This is a genomic window from Bacillus cereus (assembly GCF_025917685.1).
In the GTDB taxonomy this organism is placed as follows: domain Bacteria; phylum Bacillota; class Bacilli; order Bacillales; family Bacillaceae_G; genus Bacillus_A; species Bacillus_A cereus_AT.
Genome location: NZ_CP089518.1, coordinates 3,118,341 through 3,139,636, shown reverse-complemented (window position 1 = coordinate 3,139,636; position 21,296 = coordinate 3,118,341). Strand labels below are relative to the sequence as shown.

Genomic DNA, 21,296 nt, shown 5'->3' with positions numbered 1-21,296 from the left:
TAACTAAGGGGATTCATTGGAAATATTTAATTTATTCATGGTTGCGGTTTTAATCGCATTTACTGGATTTTTCGTAGCAGCAGAGTTTGCGATTGTAAAAATACGTTCAAGTCGCATTGATCAGCTTGTTGCGGAAGGGAAACGCGGCGCATTAGCAGCGAAAAAAGTAACAACAAATTTAGACGAATATTTATCTGCTTGTCAATTAGGTATTACAGTTACAGCGATGGGACTTGGTTGGTTAGGTGAACCGACGATAGAAAAATTATTACACCCATTATTTGAGAAATGGAATTTAAATCCTTCTATCTCATCAGTATTAACATTTGGTCTTGCATTTATGACGATGACGTACTTGCACGTTGTAGTCGGGGAATTAGCTCCGAAAACGATGGCAATTCAAAAAGCTGAAAAAGTGACATTGTTATTAGCAGGTCCGTTAATGATATTCTATAAAGCTATGTATCCGTTTATTTGGGTATTGAATGGTTCTGCTCGTGTTGTAACTGGTTTATTCGGTTTGAAGCCAGCTTCTGAACATGAAGTAGCTCATACAGAAGAAGAGTTACGTCTTATTCTTTCAGAGAGCTATGAAAGTGGAGAAATTAATCAAGCTGAATACAAGTATGTAAATAATATCTTTGAATTTGATAATCGCATTGCGAAAGAAATCATGGTACCGCGTACGGAAATCGTTGGTTTCTATCTTGAAGATTCAGTAGAAGAACACATGAAAGTAATCCAAAATGAACGATACACACGTTATCCGATTTTTGGAGAAGATAAAGATGATATTATCGGTATGGTCAATGTAAAAGATTTCTTTATTCGATATATGAACAACGATAAAGAAGATTTATCATCGATTCGCACGTATATGCGTCCGATTATTGAAGTTATGGAAACTACTCCAATTCATGATTTATTACTGCAAATGCAGAAAAAGCGAATTCCAATGGCTGTTTTATATGATGAGTACGGAGGAACAGCTGGAATTGTAACGCTTGAAGATATATTGGAGGAAATCGTCGGCGAAATTCGTGATGAATATGATGAAGATGAAGCACCACCAATTCAACATGTGAACGAGTATCATAAAATTGTTGATGGAAAAGTGCTTATCTCAGAAGTAAAAGATTTGTTTGGATTACACATTGAAGAAGACGATGTGGATACAATCGGTGGATGGATTATGATGCAAAATCATGAAATTGAAGAAGGACAATACGTTGAAGCAGAAGGTTATGAATTTAAAGTGTTAGAAAAAGATGCTTATCAAATTAAACGTGTTGAAATTCAAAAAATGGAACAAGAACAAGAGAAAGCAGCAACTGTGTAAGTTGCTGCTTTTCTTCTGACACATAATAAAATGTGAAATTAGGAGCGGATATTTTGATTCAAGTAGCCTTACGTGTATATCGATTACAATTGTATACAATCTTTAGTGGTTTACTACTAATGTGGGCGATTACTCCATTTGGAAAACAAGTGACAGGGTTCGGTATTGGTTTAGCAGTTAGCGCATATTGCCTTTGGTTATTAGCTCGTAGAGTGGAGAAACTAGGAAGAAGTATTGTAATGAAAGAAAAGGCTCCTGGATTAGGAGTCTTAAACCGATTTGCAGCCGCGATATTAGGGGCTATCATTATGTATGAAATTGAGCATGAAATGGAAATGTGGGCATTTGGTACGGGTATTTTAGGTGGTCACTTTTTAATGATTGCGAATTTAGCCTATGCAAATATGCAGTTAGTAAAAGAAGAAGAGAAGCAAAGAGAACAAGCTTCGAAAAACATAGAGTTATAATGAGAGGAACCTGACCGGGTTCCTTTTTTGTGTTTGAGAATAAATGGCGCAATAGTTAATATACTATGAGCGATTTAATAATGACAATTGAATTTACGACCAAATATAATACGCTTCTTTTTTAGGTTTTTCAATAGTGTGGAAAAAAATTCGAGAAAATTTAAAAACCCATCGATTTCTAAAGCTTAAGTATGTTATCATGACAAAAGAATTCGTGAAAGAGGTGGATACCAATGTTACAAGCGCTACTTATTTTTGTGCTTCAAATTATTTACGTTCCCATTTTAACGATCCGTACGATTTTGCTTGTAAAGAATCAAACAAGATCCGCTGCTGGTGTTGGATTGTTAGAAGGAGCTATTTACATTGTCAGTTTAGGTATTGTGTTTCAAGATTTATCAAATTGGATGAACATCATTGCCTATGTCATTGGCTTTAGTACAGGACTATTATTAGGCGGTTATATAGAGAATAAATTAGCAATTGGTTATATTACGTATCAAGTTAGTTTACTAGACCGTTGTAATGAATTAGTAGATGAATTACGGCACTCTGGATTTGGTGTTACAGTATTTGAAGGTGAAGGTATTAATTCTATACGTTATCGGTTAGATATCGTTGCTAAGCGTTCTAGAGAGAAAGAGCTTTTAGAAATTATTAATGAAATTGCACCAAAAGCATTTATGTCTTCTTATGAAATCCGTTCATTTAAAGGCGGATATTTAACGAAGGCGATGAAGAAGAGAGCGTTGTTGAAGAAGAAAGATGATCATGCATCGTAAAGAAAAGGGAATAGTGCAGCTTAACAAGAATGGCATAATCCCCATATAAAAAAGAGAGGAATCTAGTTTGAAAAAGGTTCCTCTCTTTTTTATGCGTTATTTTTTTCTACCTTTTCTCAGATTAACAATTAACCATACAACTTGAATAAGTATCGGTAATATAAAAGCAATTAATAAAACGATAAATGCCACTAATTTAAGCTCAGGTGTTTGAGTAACACCAGCACCATCAACATCTCGTAGCCAAATAATAGCTGCCCAGATTCCAAAAACGATAATCCAAAATATGTTACCAATCCACCAAGAAATCCATCGTTTTTTCATGTTAGCACCCCTTACATTTACCCACTGTTGAAATTATATTTTCGTTCGTTACATTTATAATGAAACAACTTTCAAATTAGTTTTTAACTGTATATCTCACTTGTTTGAAGGTTACTATTTCTCCATCATTATTATCATCTTTCGTTTGCAAAAGTTGAACTCTTGGTTTGTAATCTGTCCTATGTGCGTGCTCGATATCTTTAATGTTAAGTTTGTAAGATTCGCCATTATTAATTTTTTGTTCCAATACTTTTTTATTGGCAACATAAATAAAAGTCACTTTATTTTCATCAATGCCCTCGGTCTTAATTTCTAATTCGTTATCTTTTGTAATAATCGTTGGTGTTAATAATTCCATATTGCCACTCCTGGTTTCTAAAGAATTTTCTGCTATAGTGGAACATCCTGATAATATGATTCCAATGAATAGAAGAACAATTAATTTCTGTTTCATAATATCCCCCAATTCTATGTGATTTTTGATTTTGGCATTGTTAGACTGCTAGTGTGGAGCTTAAATGTTTAGCTAGTACTCTTTTTAATTATACCATAATATGTAAATTAAAACAGGCTGCATATCCAATTTAAGGGAGATTGAAATGTATACTTATTGTTGTGAATTCGTGTGTTTTAGCTTCTGTTTCAAGCGAAATGTAGACAGGATAAAGAAATTTTTTATGGAAATTACAATTTTTACATTTTAAAATAATGATAAAGAATAGATGAATTCATTCACTTCGGAGGTAGTTATTTGAACATTAACGAGAAGGCAATTGAAATGTTTGAACAAAATAAATATGAGGAAGCAATGGAACTGTTTCAACAAGCAGTACATGAATCTAGAGATGTACAATCTCTCAATAATCTTGCTTGGATGTATTTTTATGAGGAAGAGAATGATGATAAAGCTCTTGAATTAATAAGAGAAGTTGTTAAGTTGAATCCTTCCTCATACTTTCCCTATAACATCTTAGGGGAAATTTATATGAAACAAAAAAGTGGGCAGAAGCGAAAGCAGTATTACAAAAATCTATTTCGATTCAACCATCGGATGAAGCATATCACAATGTAGCTGTAGCACATTATAATCTTGGAGAGCTGGAAAAAGCTTCGGAATTTTTCTTACGAGTTGCAGGGGATTCGGACTATATAATGTATAACTATGTAAAATGTTTAATTGATTTAGAACGAACGACAGAAGCGAAAGAGAAGTTAGATGCTTTTAACAGGGAATCTGATAATTTTTTAGGGGAAATTAATGTAGCAGATTTATATGTTGAGTTGAATTGCTATAAAGAAGCAATTGAATGGTTCGAAAAGGGATACAAAGAATATTGGAAAAGCCCCAATTGGATTGGTAGATTTGTTTATGCTCTATATAAAGTTAATAATTTCTCCCGTATAAATGAAGTTATACGGGAGTCTATCGAAGCGAAAACAGCAGAAATAGAAGATGTTCAGAATGAAGAAGTAGAAGAAAACTGGACAGAAAACGATAAGAAAGAGTTAATTGAGGAATATATAGAAGAGAATGATTGTTATAAAAAAATGATAGAACGTATCAAATCTGGATACGTTCCAGGATTAGAATTTGAAACTGATTATATAGGGGCTTGCTATTTATTTGGTTGTAAAAGACATAATCATCTTTTTATTATAGGTCGGTTGTCTAAAGGTACCATCTCAATTGTAATTTGTTAAAGGTGTTTCGTATCATTACATAGGTATATATCCTCCTTAGGTAATCCTTTTTTAACATTTAAAATATGTAGGGAAATAAAACCAATAAGTCCTATTCCACCGAAAATAAGCCATGGTGTATACATTCCGTTTAAGTTGGATGTAAAAGATGTACCGGTATAATTACCGATGATAAAACCAAATGCGAGTGATAGTTGATAAAATCCGAAGTAAGTAGCTGTATATGATTCGCTACTGTAATTTGCAATAGCGATATCAGCGTTAGGTAATACGAGTGTTTCACCGATTGTAAATAAAATTACACAAATAAATAGCCAATATGGGTGTTGAAATAAAGGAATGAGTAAAAAGGAAATACTCATTAATAAAACACCGTATTTAATAATCGAAAGTGTGTTGTATTTGTGAAATAGTTTTCGGAATAGCACCATAAATATGACGCCTGTTATTGCATTTATCGTAATAACTAATGTAGCGAGTTGGTTGCTATTACTAATGTTTTTCATATGAAGTGGAAGTGCGACAGTAAGCTGAGTAAACATAATATAGAAGAAAATCATGATAAATGAAAACAGAAGGAAAGACTTGTTTTGTAAGATGGCCTGTATTCCTAATGTAATAGACGTGTTTTCAGTAGTGACTTGGAAGTGATTTTTAAGTAAGTAAAAGATAAAAGCGAATAACAGCATAAGAGATCCTGTTAGGGAGAAAGCATAGATTGGATCGAGTAAGAGTAAAAAACCTCCTGCAATTGGTCCGATTATTGCACCGCAATTAAAACTAAGGTTTAAATATGTAAATAAATTTTTTCTCATATGAGCTGGTTGTGACCCGAATATGGCGCGAGCAGCAGGTTCGTAAAATGCAGTTCCAAAACCGATAAGTGCAGAAGAAATAGAAATTGTATGGAAATCAGAGCATATTCCTAAAGCGATAAATCCGATTCCTCTTAAAAATAATCCGGCTATCATCATAATGATATAGCCGATTTTCTCAGCAATTAATCCTGAAAATAATGGGATAACTCGTGATGTGATTGTCATAACCGTCAACACTGTTCCTACTTGAACAGCTGAAAAATGGAGAAAGGTTAATAGATAAATAGCTAAAAATGCGTATACTGCAAAATACCCAAAAGACATAAAAAATGAAGAAATAAGCATGAAACGTATCGGTATTGAGAGACTTTTCATAGAACTCCTCCTAATTATGTAACCAGTAAAATTATTTGATGGTTAACTATTTTATATTATAATTATACATAAAGTCAGAAAAAAGTAAATTTTGAGAAGAAGGTGGATGGAATTGAATCAAAATGCACCAAATGAACTAGAATATATTCGGGAATTTTTAAATACATGGAGAATACCAAACGATACGAGAGAGCCAATTGATTTGCTACAAACAGAAGAGGATATAAACCTTTTTATGAAAAAATATTTTCATAAAAAGGTTCCATTTCATACGATAGAGGAATTAAAAAGTTTTCGAGAAGATATTCGGGTGGCAATTGAAGGCGAAGGATCGTTGCAAAATTGGTTAGTGAAATACCCATTTCATGTACATGTAAAGGAAGATATGAAAGGTATTACATATGGGCCTGTGCACGAAGAGAATGTATATACAAAAGTATTAAGCATTGTGTTAATGTCAATTCAAGGAAATTTGTGGGGAAGGTTAAAAGCATGTCCAGATTGTCGCTGGGTATTTTATGATCATTCGCGAAATGGAAGCAAAAGATGGTGTGGTATGTATGCTGGAGAAGAAGGAGGAAGAGCGTGCGGAACGATCGCGAAAGTGAAAAATTACCGGGCAAAGAGAAAAGGAAGATCAGGCTATAATGTGTAATTTATAGTAGGGGAAGAAAATTGGATGGAGGAATGTAGGATATGGAAGATACACAAATGTTAGCTTTAAATAAAAAGTGTTGGGATACAGTTGCACCTTATTTCTTTCAAGTGGATTGTTTACCTAAATACGGCCCGTATACAGCGTCTGAAGATGAGATTCATTTGTTCGATTCAATCAGAAATAAAAAAGTTCTTGATATTGGATGTGGAAGTGGGCATTCGTTGCAATATATGGCGGAACATGGAGCAGAGGAATTATGGGGGCTTGATCTTTCAAGTGAACAAATTAAAACAGCGAATGAAACGTTAAAGAGTTGGAATCCAAAGTTAGTATGCGGAGCAATGGAAGAAGAAGGGGATATTCCGAAAGGGTATTTTGATATTGTATATTCCATTTATGCATTAGGTTGGACTTCGAATTTAAGAAAAACGTTGGAACTGATTTATTCATATGTAAAGCCAGGAGGAAGTTTTATTTTTAGTTGGGAGCACCCAGTATATTCAAATTTACAGTATGGTACAGAAGAAATTGCTATAAAGTCTTCTTATCATGAGGAAACGCCTATTACGTTTGAAACATTTAAAGGAGAAAATGTACAAGCGACATTATATAAGAGAAAAATAAGTACATACATAAATGAGTTAAATAGAGCCGGATTTATAATTGAGAGAATAGAAGAGCCTGAACCATCGAGCTCGTTTGATGGAGAACGAGCTGAGCCGTCTACGAAATATTATTCTTTATATAAAGCTAGGATGGTACCAACTACTTTTATTATTAAGGCGAGGAAGTAAATAGTGTTATATAAAGGGGGAGGAAAATGGTCCATGTGAGTATGGTGAAGATTGGTGAAGTACAATCTTCTATAGACGAGAAAGTGTATCGTAATTGGGGAAGTATTATTTCAAACATCAAAATATATCCAGAGTATATTGGAGGATTAACAGGTCTTGAGGATTATTCTCATGCAATTGTTATTTTTTATATGAATGATTTTCAGGAAGAAAATAAACAGTCGTGGGCTAGAAAGCCAAGGGGGTTAAGTGATTTTGATGAAAAGGGATGTTTTGCTCAGCGGACAAAGCATCGTCCAAACCCTATTGGAATTACTACTGTTGAAATATTGTCGATTGAAAATAACATTATGACTGTGCAAGGATTAGACGCTAATGATCGAACGGCTATTTTAGATATAAAACCATATATTGCTGCTTTTGATACAAGAGAAAATGCTCGTGTGCCAGATTGGATGAATAAGTTAATGGAAAATTATTTTTAATAGTAATACAAAAAGCTTTGCGATTCAGAACCGCAAAGCTTTCTGTATTAAATTATATTATACGTATGGTTTCCTTATCTTTTCGGCTGAAAAATATGCTGAAAGAAGTATTTGTGATGTAAATTATCTACAACTTTATTTGCTTGATATGTGCGGTGCTGTTCAAGTCGAAGTCTTTGCTCCATCATTTTTATTGCGTGATCAGATAAACGTAACATTATACATGTCTCCTTTTCTATAAATATAGGTGTCTAATGGTATCGATTCCATATTTATAATTAAGGAGGTACACTGTGTAACATAGGCAAAAAGCACCTTCCTCTCCCATTACGCTTACGAGGTTAGCTGTCGGACTCGGGAAGTGAGAGTTTCCCTACTTAAATAAGATTCGCCCCAAGTAGCATAGCTACAAAAATGGTTCCCCCGCTCCAAAATTTGGACTCAGCAAAAGGTTTTATAAAGTAAAAGATAACATAAATAATTTAATGAGTCAAACTATTTATTGTTTTCTGATTTTTTAAGGGAGGTTAAAACCACACCATCGGGTAATATGATATCCTTTACTTCAATAAATCCGTATTTTTTATATAAAGATAGAGCAGGGGTATTTTCTTTCCCTGTTTGTACAATATATGTTTTGGAAGGGGAGAACATGTCAAATACATATAGTAGTAGTTTTGTTGCAATTCCTTTATGAAAATGATCAGGGGATACTACTAAACGATGAATATCAACTTCCTCTTCATCCATTTTAAATGAAATAAACCCGGCAAGTGTATCTTCATAAAAATAGCCGTAAAAAATTTCATCACATGATTGAATATCGGCTACAGTATCATAAAGACGAGGGATAGCTGTACTATTTATATATTTCGCCTCGATTTCATAAGCGGGTATTTGAATGTTTAAAATAGAAGTAGCCGTGTTGTGAGAAGCTGTTATTAATTTTTGAATCATAGGGTAAAACCTCCTTGTAGACTTTATTTTCATAGATTTGACAACATTTTTCTTTTTTGGATATAATAATTATAATAGTTACATAATCATTTAGTATTAAAAAGAAATACACCATAATAGAAATGGAGGACTAAAGATGGGATGGATTATCACATTAATAGTTGGTGCTATTATAGGTGCAATTGCTAGTTCTATAACGGGTAAAAATTTTCCGGGTGGTATGTTTGGAAATATTATCGCAGGTTTATTAGGTGCTTCGTTAGGTGGTAGATTATTTGGATCTTTTGGGCCATCATTTGGTGGGATTCATGTCGTGCCAGCATTATTAGGAGCAATCGTTTTAATTCTTATTGTATCATTTGTAGTGAAAGCTGCAAGAAAATAAAGATATAGATTATAATGAGAAGCCCTGAATAAGGGCTTTTCATTATTCAAAGAGGTGGTTTCGTTGGAGAAAGTAAATATAAGAAAAAGAGATAAGTTGAAAAAGTTTTTTAGAGAACAAAATTATTTAGCGGTGTTACTTGGATTTGCGTTATTGTTCATTAACATATTACTGCTAACGAAAATTTCTTTTGTGTTTACTCCGTTTATCGTCTTTTTAAAAACAATTTTCTTCCCGGTATTATTGGCGGGAGTGCTATTTTATATTTTACATCCATTCGTTTCGCTTTTAGAAAAGAAAGGTGTTTCAAGAATCGTATCAATAGCTTCCATATATTTAGTAGTACTAGGGTTATTTGTATTTTTAGTTGTAACTGTAATCCCAATTATTAAAGATCAAATTGATGCATTAATAGATAACTTACCGTATTTCGGTCATGAAATCGAACGAGCAGCACGTAGATTCGGAGAAAGTAATTTACTAGGGAAAATTCAGGAGAATTTAAATATTGATGTAGCGAGTATGGTAAAAGACTACACAGTTGATTTTACGAAGTCGTTATCATCAGTGACAGGAAATGTAACTGGATTTTTAAGTACTGTTACAGAGGTCGTTTTAACATTTGTAATGGTTCCGTTTATATTGTTCTATCTTTTAAAAGATGGTGAGCAATTACCGAATCATTTTTTAAGGTTTATATCTGAGCAAAGACAACCAGCAGCGAAGAGAATACTAGATGATATGCATTATGCGATTAGTTCGTATATTAGAGGGCAAATTATTGTTAGTTTATTTATCGGTATTATGCTATTAATCGGTTATCTTATTATTGGTATTAAATATGCGGTACTACTTGCTATTTTAGCGATGATTGTAAATATCGTTCCGTACGTAGGACCAATCATTGCAATTACACCAGCTTTAATTATCGCATTTATCGACTCGCCATCAATGGTGTTAAAAGTAATTATCGTTATGATGATTGTACAATTAGCAGAAGGTAAATTTATTTCTCCGCAAGTCATGGGGAAAAAGTTAGATATTCACCCGATTACTATTATATTTATCATTTTAACTGCGGGAAATTTATTTGGAATTATGGGGATTATTTTAGCAATTCCAGGATATGCGATATTAAAAGTGTTAGTAACGCACGGTTATAGATTTGTGAAGTTGAATACGTAAAGAAGAGCTAAAACAGATAAAACTGTTTTAGCTCTTTTTTACTAATAATTGATTTGCATATTGGCGTGCCCATTAATCAGCTTCTAATATAGCGTCTAGAGAAGGGTTTTTTACTTTATGATGGGCATCAATTGTTTTTTTATATCGAAAAATGTAATTTCATTTGCTGCATTTAATAAGAAGTATGTTTAGGTTTTTGGTATATAGATATTAAAATGTATTTTCAAAGTTTGATAGCAATGTAGCGGTATCCCTATTAAAAATCAAGGTTATAGATAACTGGTATATCCATTCTAGGGAAACCGCCCATACCTGTTCCAGGGAAACCGCCCATACCCATTCCAGGGAAACCGCCCATACCCATTCCAGGAAAACCACCCATACCCATTCCAGGGAAACCACCCATACCCATTCCAGGAAAACCGCCCATACCCATTCCAGGGAAACCGCCCATACCCATTCCAGGAAAACCGCCCATACCCATTCCAGGGAAACCACCCATACCTGTTCCAGGGAAACCGCCCATACCCATTCCAGGGAAACCACCCATACCTGTTCCAGGGAAGCCACCCATACCCATTCCAGGAAAACCACCCATACCTGTTCCAGGGAAACCGCCCATACCCATTCCAGGAAAACCTATAATACGGTGAGAATCTAATGTAATGTTTCCACCTACTTTTTATAAATATTTCATACTCTTTTACATGCTATGCTTAAAGAAAATAAAGGAGCTTATTCTCATTTGAAATTAGGCAGACTAACTACTGATAAGTGGGGTTATGTGAACTTCATATGTATAGGATATAGATAAAAGGACTTTCAATCTTCGAATAAGAATTTAATAATTTATACAATGAATTGATAAACTGGGCAATCTGTTCATGTTAGAGTTTGTTATCATCAATCCTTTTAAACAAAAGATATAGTATTATCATTTCGAGAAGATTCTTTTATCTTCAGTTTTGGTAGCGATAAGGACTTTTGGGGAGGAGAAATCTATTACTCTTATTTAGTTTATAGTAAACAAATTAGTCTCATGCGTAGGCTTTTAATTCAACAATAGGTAGATTGCTTTCCTTTAGTTTGTAATCAAATATTAAATCGTCCATGCGAAAATTAGCATCTACTTCAAGAGAAATGAAAGTACCCCCTATTTCTACTTGATTTCCGTTCTCATTCTCAAAAGTGAGCGCACCTTCAAACGTTTCTATGTACTCATCGCAGGTGTATAAATATATAGCGATAGGTGTGAAATGTATAATTACCCCTAAAGTATCATCGTTAGTCTGAATATTTCTCTTAAACTTATCGATTTTTTTAGTAAACCAACCCATAACTTCACCCCGTTTTTGTATTGCAAAGAAATTCTGTATATATTGATTATATATGGTATGGAATAAATCGGTAATGGTTATTGTTAAAATTCCAAATAAAGAAAATCAGAAAATTCAGTTTTATTAGAAGGGAAAATGTGATAAACTGTAAAAAATAACTAAAAAGCAATGAAAGAGAAGAGTACATATTCAAAACTTTTCAGAGAACTGATATGTGGTGGGAATCAGTAAGGGATGGATATGGAATGGGCTCTGGAGCTTCTCACTGAAATGAGTAGGTAAAGACGGTTACTTCACGTTATCGAAGTATGAAGTGAGCTAATGATAGCTAATTAAGGTGGTACCGCGGGAGTCTCTCGTCCTTTTTATAGGATGAGGGGCTCTTTTTATTTTATTTTGAGGAAGGAGGAGTTAGTGTGAGTGAAAAAATAATGTTAACAGGAATTAAGCCAACAGGTTATCCGCATTTAGGAAATTATATTGGTGCAATTAAACCAGCATTACAAATGTCAAAAAATAATGAAGGAAAAGCATTATATTTTATAGCTGACTATCATGCGTTAAATGCTGTGCATGATCCAGAAAAGTTCAGTAGTTATACGAAAGAGGTAGCAGCTACTTGGTTATCACTCGGACTTGGAGAAGATGTTATTTTTTACCGACAAACAGAAGTGCCGGAGATTTTAGAACTAGCTTGGATATTAGCTTGTCTAACTCCGAAAGGTCTTATGAACCGTGCTCATGCGTATAAAGCGAAAGTAGAGCAAAATAAAGAAGCAGGGTTAGAGGTCGATGCTGGAGTGAATATGGGATTATATACGTATCCGATTTTAATGGCGGCTGATATATTACTATTCCAAGCTACTCATGTACCAGTTGGAAAAGACCAAATTCAGCATATTGAAATTGCGCGTGATATTGCGACGTATTTTAATCATACATTCGGCACGACATTTACGCTTCCAGAGTATGTAGTGCAAGAAGAGGGTGCCATTTTACCCGGCCTTGATGGAAGAAAGATGAGTAAAAGTTATGGGAATGTGATCCCATTATTTGCAGAACAAGAAAAACTACGAAAGTTAATATTTAAAATCAAAACAGATTCTTCACTTCCAAATGAACCGAAAGAAATAGAAACGTTATTTACAATATATAAAGAATTCGCGACGAAAGATGAAATGCAGTCGATGCGTGAAAAGTATGAGACAGGCATTGGATGGGGAGATGTGAAAAAAGAGTTGTTTCGCGTTGTAGACCGCGAATTGGCTGGACCTCGGGAAAAATACGAAATGTATATGAATGAGCCGCATTTATTATATGAAGCGTTAGAAAACGGTGCTGAGAAGGCTCGTGAAATTGCGAAGATAAATTTAGCAGAAATTAAAAAACGGATTGGATTTGAGAGGGGGCGATGAGCGTTCCCTCGTTTTTCGATATAAATTATTCTTTATATCGATACGTAGAGCAAGGAGTTCGCACTTCTTTTCCAAACTTATTAGTTGCATATATTAAAAAGTATGCTAATATAGGGATACTTATTAAACGTGTTTAATAAGTATAATTGAAGTCACTTATTAAAGTTGTTTAATAAGTGTAATTCATTCTATAACGAAGGAGATGATTCTATGAAAACGGAAAAAGAAAAGATGTTGGCGGGAGAAATGTATATTGCGGATGACGAAGAATTAGTGGCTGATAGGGTGGAGACAAAACGTTTGACACGTCTTTATAACGAGGCTATGGAGACAGGAGATGAACAACGTTTTACTTTATTAAATCAGCTTTTAGGTTCTTCAGCTGACGGAAAAACCCACATTAATCCTGATTTTCGTTGTGATTACGGCTACAATATTCATGTTGGAAAGAGCTTTTTCGCAAATTTTAATTGTGTGATTTTGGATGTTTGTGAAGTACGAATCGGTGATAATTGTATGTTTGCACCTGGCGTTCACATTTATACTGCTACGCATCCGTTGCATCCGGTAGAGCGGAACTCTGGAAAAGAATATGGGAAGCCTGTAAAGATTGGTAACAATGTTTGGGTTGGCGGGGGAGCCATTATTAACCCTGGTATTTCAATTGGAGATAATGTTGTAATTGCTTCAGGGGCAGTTGTGACAAAAGATGTACCTAATAATGTAGTTGTTGGTGGTAACCCAGCTAAAGTTATTAAAACGATAGAAGAATAAAAGGTGTTTTCATCAGTGTGTAAATTAACGCATAAACAATTTGAAAGGTGTTTCATATGAAGAAAGATTTCGCGGAGAATGATACAAAGATACTACTTGCCTCTCGAAACGCTCTATTCCTCTTATTTGCTTTGCCAGGTGTCGCTTTTGCTACATGGATTTCTAGAACGGCAGCGGTGCGAGAGATTTTAGCAGTTTCAAATGCAGAAATGGGCTGGATTTTGTTCGGACTATCAGTCGGTTCAATAATTGGTTTACTGAGTGCAAGTCGCTTCATTGACTGTAAGGGAGCTAGAGGCGTTATTATAGGCAGTATGTTTTTTATGATTGTTGGATTGCTTTGTTTAGGTATTAATATTTATTTTGTTTCTAGTATGGGGGTTTTTGGTAGCTTACTAGTATTTGGGGTAGGATATGGATTAGCAGAAGTCGCATTAAATGTAGAAGGTTCTTCCATTGAGCGGAAATTAGGAACAACACTTCTACCGAAATTTCACGGTTTTTTTAGCGTAGGAACTTTAGTAGGCGCGCTTAGTGGTTCTGTCGCGGCTTCGCTTCACATCCCAATTCTGTATCAGTTTCTTGCAATTTCGATCGTATTTGTATTACTTGTATGTATGTTGTATCGTTTTCTTCCGCATGGAACAGGAAAGAAGGAGAAATCGCGGAACAAACAGCGAGCAAAGCATACTTCCTTACGTATGGAAAAAAAGGTGCTTTTACTTGGTCTTTTTGTACTTGGAATGGCATTTGCAGAAGGGAGTGCTAATGATTGGCTACCTATCGTGATGGTAGACGGATATCAGCAAAGTGTAGTGACAGGTTCTATTATGTACACTATTTTTGTATTGGCAATGACGTTAGCTCGTATGTGTAGTAGTTATTTTCTTGATCGATTCGGTCGTGCCGCTGTTATGCGTGCTACTATTATGATGGCAATTATAGGAATGACAATTGTCATATTTGGGAGTGACTCATATTTTCTAGCACTTGGTGTAGTACTGTGGGGGATTGGTGCCGCGCTAGGTTTCCCGATTGGGCTTTCTGCTGCTGGAGATGGCGGCGAAAATGCGACTTCTAATGTTGCTACAGTTTCTATAATCGGTTTTACAGCGTTTTTAGTCGGACCACCATTTTTAGGGATACTTGGAGAAGCATTTGGAATACGTAATGCTTTGCTAGCTGTTTTATTATTTGTTATCTTGTCTGGAATTGTATCGTCTGTTACGAGAGAGAATACATCGAATTAAATACGGAGTGCCGCTAGTAGAAATATATCATCTCTATTGCTTTAGAAAATGATGTATGATATATTGTCAACGCAACTTATTAAAAGTGTTTAATAAGTATGTTGATTAAGGTGGTGAGCGATTTGAGTGAACAATTTGTTACTCAAAAATCGATTAAAGAGACAATCCTTCGCGGCATTCGTACAGCTCTTCTAGAGCGAGGTAGTGCAACGAAAGTTGAACTTAGTAATACATTAGAAATTAGTTTTCCAACGATAAGTAAATTTATAGAAAAAATGAAACAAGACGGTGAAGTAACTTTAGCCGGTTTAGATGATTCAAGTGGCGGAAGAAGAGCAAAACGATATGAATATAATCCAGAATATATGTTAGGTTTAGCGATATTTTTAGAGAGAAATGAGACGAACTATACAATTTTTAACTGTTTAGGGGAAGTAAAAGAACAAGGAAGTACTTCAAGTGCATTAATTGATACGGGCCTAAGCGTATTAACAGAACATATAGAAAGTCTTATAGCTACGTTTCCAAAAATAAGTTCTATATCAATTGGTGTTCCTGGTGCAGTCGATAATGGGCGTATTTTCTATATTCCTGGATATGAAAAGTTCCAAAATTTTAATTTGAAAAGTCATTTGGAGGAACTGTTTTCTATACCAGTAGTAATAGAAAACGATATGAATGCTGCTGTGCTCGGCTATCATAAAAACACAGGAAGTAATGACAATTCATCTCTTGTATATTTGTATTCAGGTCAAAATGGGCCAGGTGCGGGGATTATGGTAAATGGAGATGTTGTACGCGGAAGTACATTTTTCTCAGGAGAGATATCTTTCGTCCCGCAGTACGATAATAAAAATTTCTTGCAAGCTTTGAGAAGTGGAGACGAAGTTGAAAATTCTAATAATCCAGAGGAATATAATATAGATGCTATTACCCGATTAATAGCTACATGTATAGCTATTATTAACCCTCATGGATTCATCTTCTGTGATGATGAAGTGAACCAATTCGTAATAGATCAAATTGTAAAAAGTTGTCCGCAGTATATCCCGGCAGAACATATTCCGAAAATATCAGTGAGTAATTGGAAAGAAGATTATTTATATGGATTAAAAAGTCTTGGACTTGATCTTATGATTACGAGAACAAATAAAGAAAATTAAATGTGCTGGCAATGAAGCATCCAATTGTCAGTTGAATAGCATAAAAGAAAAGGTGTCGATTATGAAAATTGAACATATAGCAATTTGGGTGAATGATTTAGAAGGAATGCGTGATTTCTATAAACAGTACTTTAATGGTGAAGAAAATAGCTTATATCACAATCCGAAAAAGCAGTTTGAATCTTATTTTATAACTTTTGAAGGTGGTGCGCGTCTAGAACTTATGAGGCAGGTAGGGATAGACGATGTAATAAAAACACAAACAATAGGGTATGCACATATTGCTTTTTCTGTAGGTAGTAAAGAAAAAGTGAACGAATTAACTAATACATTAAGAGAAGCAGGATCCCCTGTATTAAACGGCCCGCGTACTACAGGGGATGGTTACTACGAAAGTGTAGTAAGTGATCCTGAAGGAAATCAGATTGAGATAACAATCTAACATTTTATTTACTAATAACGAATAAAAATATAAAACTTTGTTGTTCCCCAAAATGTTTACGAGAAACCTATTATTTCTTCAGAAAGGGGGACATAACATTGAGTGAGTCAATTTTTATTTTCTGTATATATCCATTGCTTATTTGTATTATATCAATAGCTGTGACATATAAAGTAGGTACATTTTATATGATGCCAATGGTAACATTTCTTATTTTTCTTATGTTAAATATTACATTATACGATCCATCATTTTTCTTTTGGGTGGGCATGTATACTATTTTTTCATTTATTACTTCTTATATAACACTCTTATTTGCAAAGGAATATAAAGCTGTAGAAAGAGAGCGTTAATATCATTTTGGGGAAATTGGAATTTATGGTGAACGGTAACAACCTCATTTCACGTTATAATGACGGGAGATGAGGTTGTTTTATTTCTATATAAAATATGTAATGTTTTTTAATTGGAGTGTTGGAACTCCTTAATAATCCGCTCAATGACTGGATGAAGATTAAAAGGCAGCTTATCAAGCGAAAAGAAGCGCAGTTCTTTCGATTCCGTTTGATCGCATACAAGCTCGCCGTGGAATTCTCGGCAAATATAAACAACGAGTACACCATGTACTTGATCACCGTTTGGATAGGTTTGAAAGAAATCAGGTCCTGAGTATGTACGGAAAAGTTCTGGATTTTTGATAATAAGTCCAGTTTCTTCAAATACTTCTCGTTTTAACGCGTCTTCTAACGTTTCATGATATTCTAAGGCGCCGCCAATAATGCCCCAGCGGTTAAAATCTGTACGGAGCTGCAATAATATTTCATTTTTCTCATTTAATATAATGGCGTGTGACCCGATTAAAATGAGTGGATGATTTCCTACTAGATTTCTCATGTCTTCAATATAGCCCATATTTCTTCTCCTTATATTTAATAATAATTAGGCAGTTCTTTTAACATTTTTTCTGTTTTACGTGCTGTAAATGCTAAGTTATGATCATCTTTTGTTCTAAAAAATAATGTGCGTAAAAAGAGTTTAATGTTTGCGCATAAAATACAATACTCATTAAGGGAAAGGCGTTTTCTGATTTGAGGAAGCCTTTTTATTTTTTTATAAATAATTGAAATTAACTCATCTTGCGGAAAGTCATGATATAGCATCGATAGTAACGGCGTAACAATGCGTTCATCTTCGTTATTATGAAATAGATCCGATGGAATGAACATTTTATTTAATAAACAATGAATTAATTCCTCGTACGACTCAAAGGTCGTATAGGAATTGTGAACAATTTCAGTGAAGGCATCAGATACGTGTGCAAGACAATGAGCCCATCCTTTATTTTCAATATAGCCTCGAAAATCCATTTCTAAGTTTGTGTATGTAATGAGTTTGTTTTTTATTTCTTTGATATCCTCCTCTGTAAAAAAGTAGTGCGAGTTAGCGAATTGGAGTATTAACGCGATTAACGAAACAGTGTAAGAACGTGTGAAAACCCCATCTGTATGTGGGGAGTGAATGTCACAATATAAATACTCATCACTTAAACAAGTTTGTAAAAGTAATTTCAGTTGATCATCCATAAGAAATTCGTGATGAATAAAATGGGAAAAACATTTATAGATAAGTTGGTAACGAACGTAACTATCAGTCGTTCCGACATACTGAAGCATGTTCAACGTTAACTCATTAATATCTATATGTTGCAGTTGCGTATAGTCATTTTGTTGTATAAGCTCTAACTGTTGTTGCAGCGCTGTAATATCCAATGGAGAACCTCCTCCGCACTTTAAAGATGCGATGTTTTCTAGTATTCTATATATTCAAGGACAATCCTGCTCATGCAAGGAGAACAAGTAGAAATTCGAGTATGACATAGATGAGGGAAATATATGATGACTATAGAACAGTTAGAAAAACATTTTAAAATAAGAAGAAATGCTTCTTCTGTCATGATAAAAGAAAATAATGCAGAGATTTTTACAGAAGAGCAATTAGAAGAGATGATGCAATATTGCGTTGCTGAAGCTGAAAAAGATGGATTAGAAAAACTACATTTTGAAATCTCTTCAAAAAGCCCAAATTATGATGTGTATAAAAAATGTTTCGAAACGTATTCATTTGAATATATTACTGAAAACATGATCGTATTTAAGGATATATATGAAGTAGAAGCTGTAGAAAGTGAAATTGATTTTAAGCTTATTGAAGAAGTAGGAGAAGATACTTTTTATTCTCTTTGGAACGAAATGACGGAAGAACAAGTCACTTATGATCAATTTGTAAATATGATGCTACAAGAAATTGGTGGGCAATGGAAAGAACATTGTTTAACAGCGAGTATCGATGAAGAAGAGCCAATAGGAATTGTAATCCCGCATATTGAAAGAGGTACGTTAGAAGAAGGAAAACTTATGTATTTCGCAGTCGCTCCAAATATGCGAAATAAAGGGTATGAAGCAGCATTCTTTACAGGGGCAATGTTTGTCTTAAAGGAAATAGGCGCATCTTATTATATTGGTGAGACAAATGTACAAAACGAGTGGATGAAGGATGTCTTTGAAAAGAACGGATGTCAGCAACTGAGCTCTACTGAGCGATATGTGAGAATATTTTAGAAGGATGGATGGCTTACTCTCTCGAACTCATTTAGCGGGAGGGTTATATATGCTGGAGAAACAATTCCATTCTTTTGTTTTACTGTATCCAGAGATCTTGTTAGAAGGTTGGAACATCGAAAAATTTTCAGAGCGTTATGAGGGTGAAAAGTGGGAAACATTTTTGTTTCAGGTTGTTACTCCAACTGGAATGTTTCGGGTAAAAGAGTTTTTTCTCGATATAATAGAGCCGGTATTTCCAGATAGTTGTATTTCTCAAGCAAAAGGAGCTTGTTTTCAATATAAAGGGCTTGTGTATTGGAAAGGTGTAAATTATAAGGGAAAAGAAAGTTACGTTACATCTAAATGGAAAACGCAAATTGAAATTTCTATTGATCGTGGAAATGTAAAACAAGATGAAATGGAAAGATTTCTATTTGGGTTACAGCCGGTAAATATGGAGTTTGCGAAAACGATATTACATACACCATTTCACTTATTAAGCTTTCAAGCGAATAGAGGTGAAATGGGTGAGATAGGAAGATGTCGTGAGTGGAATGCTCCAGATGACGTAATCTATTCGAAATTGCCAATTCATGAAAAGTTAAGTTGGAAGCTCGAATCGGTCGGATTAGGAAATGACGAAACGCAGTATGTATACTGGGATGAAGATAGTAAACTATATGCACTTTGGGTTTGTAGGCATAAAAACAAAGCGTACTATCCTGTTTCTTCATGGACAACGAATTATAGCGTTAAACAGATGATAAACGGGTTAGAGTTTTATTCGCACCCTGATCGAGGAACAGTTGTATATGAAGATTTAGGTAATGAACAAATCGCATACGTATTTCGAGGGAATCCGTGTACAAATTTTGAACAAGTAAAAGAACTTTTTGCCTGTTTGTAAGATAAAAAGAAAAATGAGAACGACAAAGTAGATATTCCTATAATACAATAGAGTAAGATTCGATTATAAGAGAAAGCGTTGGTGAAAGAATGGGGCAGCAAAGAAATTGGCTACAAGCAACTGTAGAAAGAAATAAAGATAATACGTTACAAATAAAGTGGGAAAATAATATAGAAGAAGTTCGTATTTATTGGAGTACTTCACCAGATCATATTGAAGAAACTGGAGAATTACTTGCAACGGTAAATGGAGAATCATCATATACAATTGAAAACTTAAGCGGAAATGAGCGTCCATATTTTAGACTAGTAGGTAGTAATGGACAAGCAGTAACAGTAGCTGAGCGTAGACTGCCATTACAAGGCGCGTTTAACTTCCGTGATATGGGCGGATATGAAACGACAGAAGGCCGTAAAGTAAAATGGGGCAAGTTGTACCGCTCTGAAGAATTAGCAGGATTAACAGAGTGGGATATCGAGTATTTACAAAAGTCTGGCTTAAAATTAATTTGTGATTATCGTACAGATTTTGAAGTGAAACATAAGCCAAATCCAGGTATTACAGGCGCTCGTCAAATATGCTTACCAGTTATGCAAGAATTAGCGAAAGATTTAAATATAAATGAGTTTTTCCAAGTTGGTGATTTATCAGTATTAGGCAAACCAGGCGAATACCTTGTGAAAATGAATCAAGATTTTGTAAGTGGTAATGAGGCGTTTGTGAGCTTCTTAAAACTAGCTCGAAATCCAGAAAACTTACCGTTAGTAAACCACTGTACAGCTGGAAAAGACCGTACTGGATTTGGTTCGGCATTATTATTACTTCTATTAGGTGTATCAGAAGAAACAGTCATGGAAGACTATTTATTAAGTAACGGCTTCCGTGAAAAGTTAAATGAGAAAATGATGGCCTTTTTAGGTGCAAAATTACAAAACGATGAGAGCAGAGCGATATTAGGTGCAATGTTTGAAGCACGTGCTGAATATTTACAAGCTGCGATTAATGAAATTAAGAAGCAATACGGATCAATTGAAGCATACGCTGAAAAAGCTCTTGGCTTTACGAAAGAGTCGTTAGAGGAAATGAAAGTGTTATTGTTAGAGGATAAATAAGAAGTCAGGAGGCTAATTGGATTAGC

At 34.5% G+C, this 21,296-nt stretch carries 26 protein-coding genes, 2 pseudogenes, 1 riboswitch and 1 other annotated feature; of the genes and pseudogenes, 18 read left to right on the top strand and 10 right to left on the bottom strand.

Translation table 11 applies throughout. From position 1 onward, the window contains the following. Positions 1-16: 16 nt before the first annotated feature. The 3 genes from LUS72_RS16295 (at position 17) to LUS72_RS16285 (ending at position 2,588) form a co-directional block, all read left to right on the top strand. Positions 17-1,339 (top strand): hemolysin family protein, encoded by a 1,323-nt coding sequence (locus LUS72_RS16295; protein WP_097833217.1) that lies wholly within the window; start codon positions 17-19, stop codon positions 1,337-1,339. Between the two features lie 53 nt (positions 1,340-1,392). Next, positions 1,393-1,806: an ATP synthase subunit I gene (locus LUS72_RS16290; protein WP_000616833.1), complete on the top strand. Its 414-nt coding sequence runs from the start codon at positions 1,393-1,395 to the stop codon at positions 1,804-1,806. Positions 1,807-2,039: 233 nt separating this feature from the next. Continuing rightward, positions 2,040-2,588, top strand: a complete 549-nt coding sequence (locus tag LUS72_RS16285) for a DUF2179 domain-containing protein (RefSeq protein ID WP_097833216.1) — start codon at positions 2,040-2,042, stop codon at positions 2,586-2,588. Between the two features lie 96 nt (positions 2,589-2,684). Here LUS72_RS16285 and LUS72_RS16280 read toward each other — a convergent pair whose 3' ends face one another. Both LUS72_RS16280 and LUS72_RS16275 read right to left on the bottom strand, forming a co-directional pair. Beyond that, entirely contained in the window at positions 2,685-2,912 is a 228-nt protein-coding gene (locus LUS72_RS16280; RefSeq protein WP_097833215.1) for a DUF3923 family protein, read from the bottom strand. Between the two features lie 76 nt (positions 2,913-2,988). Next, entirely contained in the window at positions 2,989-3,384 is a 396-nt protein-coding gene (locus tag LUS72_RS16275) for a hypothetical protein (RefSeq protein ID WP_264449068.1), read from the bottom strand. A 279-nt stretch (positions 3,385-3,663) separates the two neighbouring features. Here LUS72_RS16275 and LUS72_RS16270 point away from each other — a divergent pair. Then, positions 3,664-4,613, top strand: a pseudogene (locus LUS72_RS16270) (tetratricopeptide repeat protein). Here LUS72_RS16270 and LUS72_RS16265 read toward each other — a convergent pair. After that, a complete protein-coding gene (locus tag LUS72_RS16265) occupies positions 4,610-5,806 on the bottom strand; it encodes an MDR family MFS transporter (protein ID WP_097833213.1) in 1,197 nt (398 codons plus the stop codon). The pseudogene LUS72_RS16270 and the gene LUS72_RS16265 sit on opposite strands and share 4 nt — an antisense overlap. A 112-nt stretch (positions 5,807-5,918) precedes the next feature. Between LUS72_RS16265 and LUS72_RS16260 the strand changes: the two genes are divergently transcribed. The 3 genes from LUS72_RS16260 to tsaA are packed head-to-tail and all read left to right on the top strand — an operon-like array spanning position 5,919 to position 7,743. Next, positions 5,919-6,461: a CGNR zinc finger domain-containing protein gene (locus tag LUS72_RS16260; protein ID WP_141533420.1), complete on the top strand. Its 543-nt coding sequence runs from the start codon at positions 5,919-5,921 to the stop codon at positions 6,459-6,461. A gap of 41 nt (positions 6,462-6,502) precedes the next feature. Next, positions 6,503-7,258 (top strand): class I SAM-dependent methyltransferase, encoded by a 756-nt coding sequence (locus LUS72_RS16255; RefSeq protein ID WP_097833211.1) that lies wholly within the window; start codon positions 6,503-6,505, stop codon positions 7,256-7,258. A 26-nt stretch (positions 7,259-7,284) separates the two neighbouring features. Next, complete coding sequence (gene tsaA / locus LUS72_RS16250) at positions 7,285-7,743, top strand: tRNA (N6-threonylcarbamoyladenosine(37)-N6)-methyltransferase TrmO (protein WP_264447257.1); 459 nt, start codon at positions 7,285-7,287, stop codon at positions 7,741-7,743. A gap of 74 nt (positions 7,744-7,817) precedes the next feature. On the opposite strand, the gene LUS72_RS16245 is transcribed toward tsaA, so the two are convergent. Both LUS72_RS16245 and LUS72_RS16240 read right to left on the bottom strand, forming a co-directional pair. Then, positions 7,818-7,961 (bottom strand): hypothetical protein, encoded by a 144-nt coding sequence (locus LUS72_RS16245; protein ID WP_000945246.1) that lies wholly within the window; start codon positions 7,959-7,961, stop codon positions 7,818-7,820. A gap of 96 nt (positions 7,962-8,057) precedes the next feature. Next, positions 8,058-8,200, bottom strand: a riboswitch (cyclic di-AMP (ydaO/yuaA leader). A gap of 38 nt (positions 8,201-8,238) precedes the next feature. Beyond that, entirely contained in the window at positions 8,239-8,700 is a 462-nt protein-coding gene (locus tag LUS72_RS16240; RefSeq protein ID WP_264447236.1) for a GNAT family N-acetyltransferase, read from the bottom strand. A 136-nt stretch (positions 8,701-8,836) separates the two neighbouring features. On the opposite strand from LUS72_RS16240, the gene LUS72_RS16235 reads away from it, so the two are divergent. Both LUS72_RS16235 and LUS72_RS16230 read left to right on the top strand, forming a co-directional pair. After that, positions 8,837-9,085 (top strand): GlsB/YeaQ/YmgE family stress response membrane protein, encoded by a 249-nt coding sequence (locus LUS72_RS16235; RefSeq protein WP_000539733.1) that lies wholly within the window; start codon positions 8,837-8,839, stop codon positions 9,083-9,085. A 63-nt stretch (positions 9,086-9,148) separates the two neighbouring features. Beyond that, positions 9,149-10,270, top strand: a complete 1,122-nt coding sequence (locus LUS72_RS16230) for an AI-2E family transporter (protein ID WP_141533421.1) — start codon at positions 9,149-9,151, stop codon at positions 10,268-10,270. 72 nt (positions 10,271-10,342) lie between these two features. Here the strand turns inward: LUS72_RS16230 and LUS72_RS16225 are convergent. The 3 genes and pseudogenes from LUS72_RS16225 to LUS72_RS16215 all read right to left on the bottom strand — a co-directional run. Then, a pseudogene (locus LUS72_RS16225) lies at positions 10,343-10,434 on the bottom strand (1-deoxy-D-xylulose 5-phosphate reductoisomerase); the annotation flags it as partial. A gap of 92 nt (positions 10,435-10,526) precedes the next feature. Then, a complete protein-coding gene (locus LUS72_RS16220) occupies positions 10,527-10,898 on the bottom strand; it encodes a hypothetical protein (RefSeq protein WP_264447233.1) in 372 nt (123 codons plus the stop codon). A gap of 409 nt (positions 10,899-11,307) precedes the next feature. Further along, entirely contained in the window at positions 11,308-11,607 is a 300-nt protein-coding gene (locus LUS72_RS16215; protein ID WP_264447231.1) for a hypothetical protein, read from the bottom strand. Positions 11,608-11,766: 159 nt separating this feature from the next. Beyond that, positions 11,767-11,974, top strand: a binding site (T-box leader). Between the two features lie 49 nt (positions 11,975-12,023). On the opposite strand from LUS72_RS16215, the gene LUS72_RS16210 reads away from it, so the two are divergent. The 6 genes from LUS72_RS16210 to LUS72_RS16185 all read left to right on the top strand — a co-directional run bounded on the left by LUS72_RS16210 (position 12,024) and on the right by LUS72_RS16185 (position 17,004). Continuing rightward, positions 12,024-13,022 carry a tryptophan--tRNA ligase gene (locus LUS72_RS16210; protein ID WP_097833205.1) on the top strand — a complete coding sequence of 333 codons (999 nt, stop codon included), beginning with the start codon at positions 12,024-12,026 and terminating at the stop codon, positions 13,020-13,022. 210 nt (positions 13,023-13,232) lie between these two features. Further along, positions 13,233-13,796 carry a maltose O-acetyltransferase gene (locus LUS72_RS16205; RefSeq protein ID WP_097833204.1) on the top strand — a complete coding sequence of 188 codons (564 nt, stop codon included), beginning with the start codon at positions 13,233-13,235 and terminating at the stop codon, positions 13,794-13,796. A gap of 56 nt (positions 13,797-13,852) precedes the next feature. After that, a complete protein-coding gene (locus LUS72_RS16200; RefSeq protein WP_264447228.1) occupies positions 13,853-15,046 on the top strand; it encodes an MFS transporter in 1,194 nt (397 codons plus the stop codon). A gap of 122 nt (positions 15,047-15,168) precedes the next feature. Further along, positions 15,169-16,209, top strand: a complete 1,041-nt coding sequence (locus tag LUS72_RS16195) for an ROK family transcriptional regulator (protein WP_141533422.1) — start codon at positions 15,169-15,171, stop codon at positions 16,207-16,209. A gap of 61 nt (positions 16,210-16,270) precedes the next feature. After that, positions 16,271-16,651 carry a VOC family protein gene (locus LUS72_RS16190; RefSeq protein WP_264447226.1) on the top strand — a complete coding sequence of 127 codons (381 nt, stop codon included), beginning with the start codon at positions 16,271-16,273 and terminating at the stop codon, positions 16,649-16,651. Between the two features lie 98 nt (positions 16,652-16,749). Continuing rightward, on the top strand, positions 16,750-17,004 hold the full coding sequence (locus LUS72_RS16185; RefSeq protein ID WP_071744128.1) for a YbeF family protein: 255 nt from the start codon (positions 16,750-16,752) through the stop codon (positions 17,002-17,004). Positions 17,005-17,113: 109 nt separating this feature from the next. Here the strand turns inward: LUS72_RS16185 and LUS72_RS16180 are convergent, their stop codons facing one another. Beyond that, positions 17,114-17,563 carry an NUDIX hydrolase gene (locus tag LUS72_RS16180; RefSeq protein ID WP_097833200.1) on the bottom strand — a complete coding sequence of 150 codons (450 nt, stop codon included), beginning with the start codon at positions 17,561-17,563 and terminating at the stop codon, positions 17,114-17,116. 17 nt (positions 17,564-17,580) lie between these two features. Next, on the bottom strand, positions 17,581-18,420 hold the full coding sequence (locus LUS72_RS16175; RefSeq protein WP_264447221.1) for a DUF2785 domain-containing protein: 840 nt from the start codon (positions 18,418-18,420) through the stop codon (positions 17,581-17,583). A gap of 123 nt (positions 18,421-18,543) precedes the next feature. Between LUS72_RS16175 and LUS72_RS16170 the strand changes: the two genes are divergently transcribed. The 3 genes from LUS72_RS16170 to LUS72_RS16160 all read left to right on the top strand — a co-directional run bounded on the left by LUS72_RS16170 (position 18,544) and on the right by LUS72_RS16160 (position 21,270). Continuing rightward, entirely contained in the window at positions 18,544-19,269 is a 726-nt protein-coding gene (locus LUS72_RS16170) for a GNAT family N-acetyltransferase (protein WP_097833198.1), read from the top strand. A 49-nt stretch (positions 19,270-19,318) separates the two neighbouring features. Further along, positions 19,319-20,158, top strand: a complete 840-nt coding sequence (locus LUS72_RS16165) for a hypothetical protein (protein WP_264447218.1) — start codon at positions 19,319-19,321, stop codon at positions 20,156-20,158. An 89-nt stretch (positions 20,159-20,247) separates the two neighbouring features. Next, complete coding sequence (locus tag LUS72_RS16160; RefSeq protein WP_264447216.1) at positions 20,248-21,270, top strand: tyrosine-protein phosphatase; 1,023 nt, start codon at positions 20,248-20,250, stop codon at positions 21,268-21,270. Positions 21,271-21,296 lie beyond the last annotated feature (26 nt).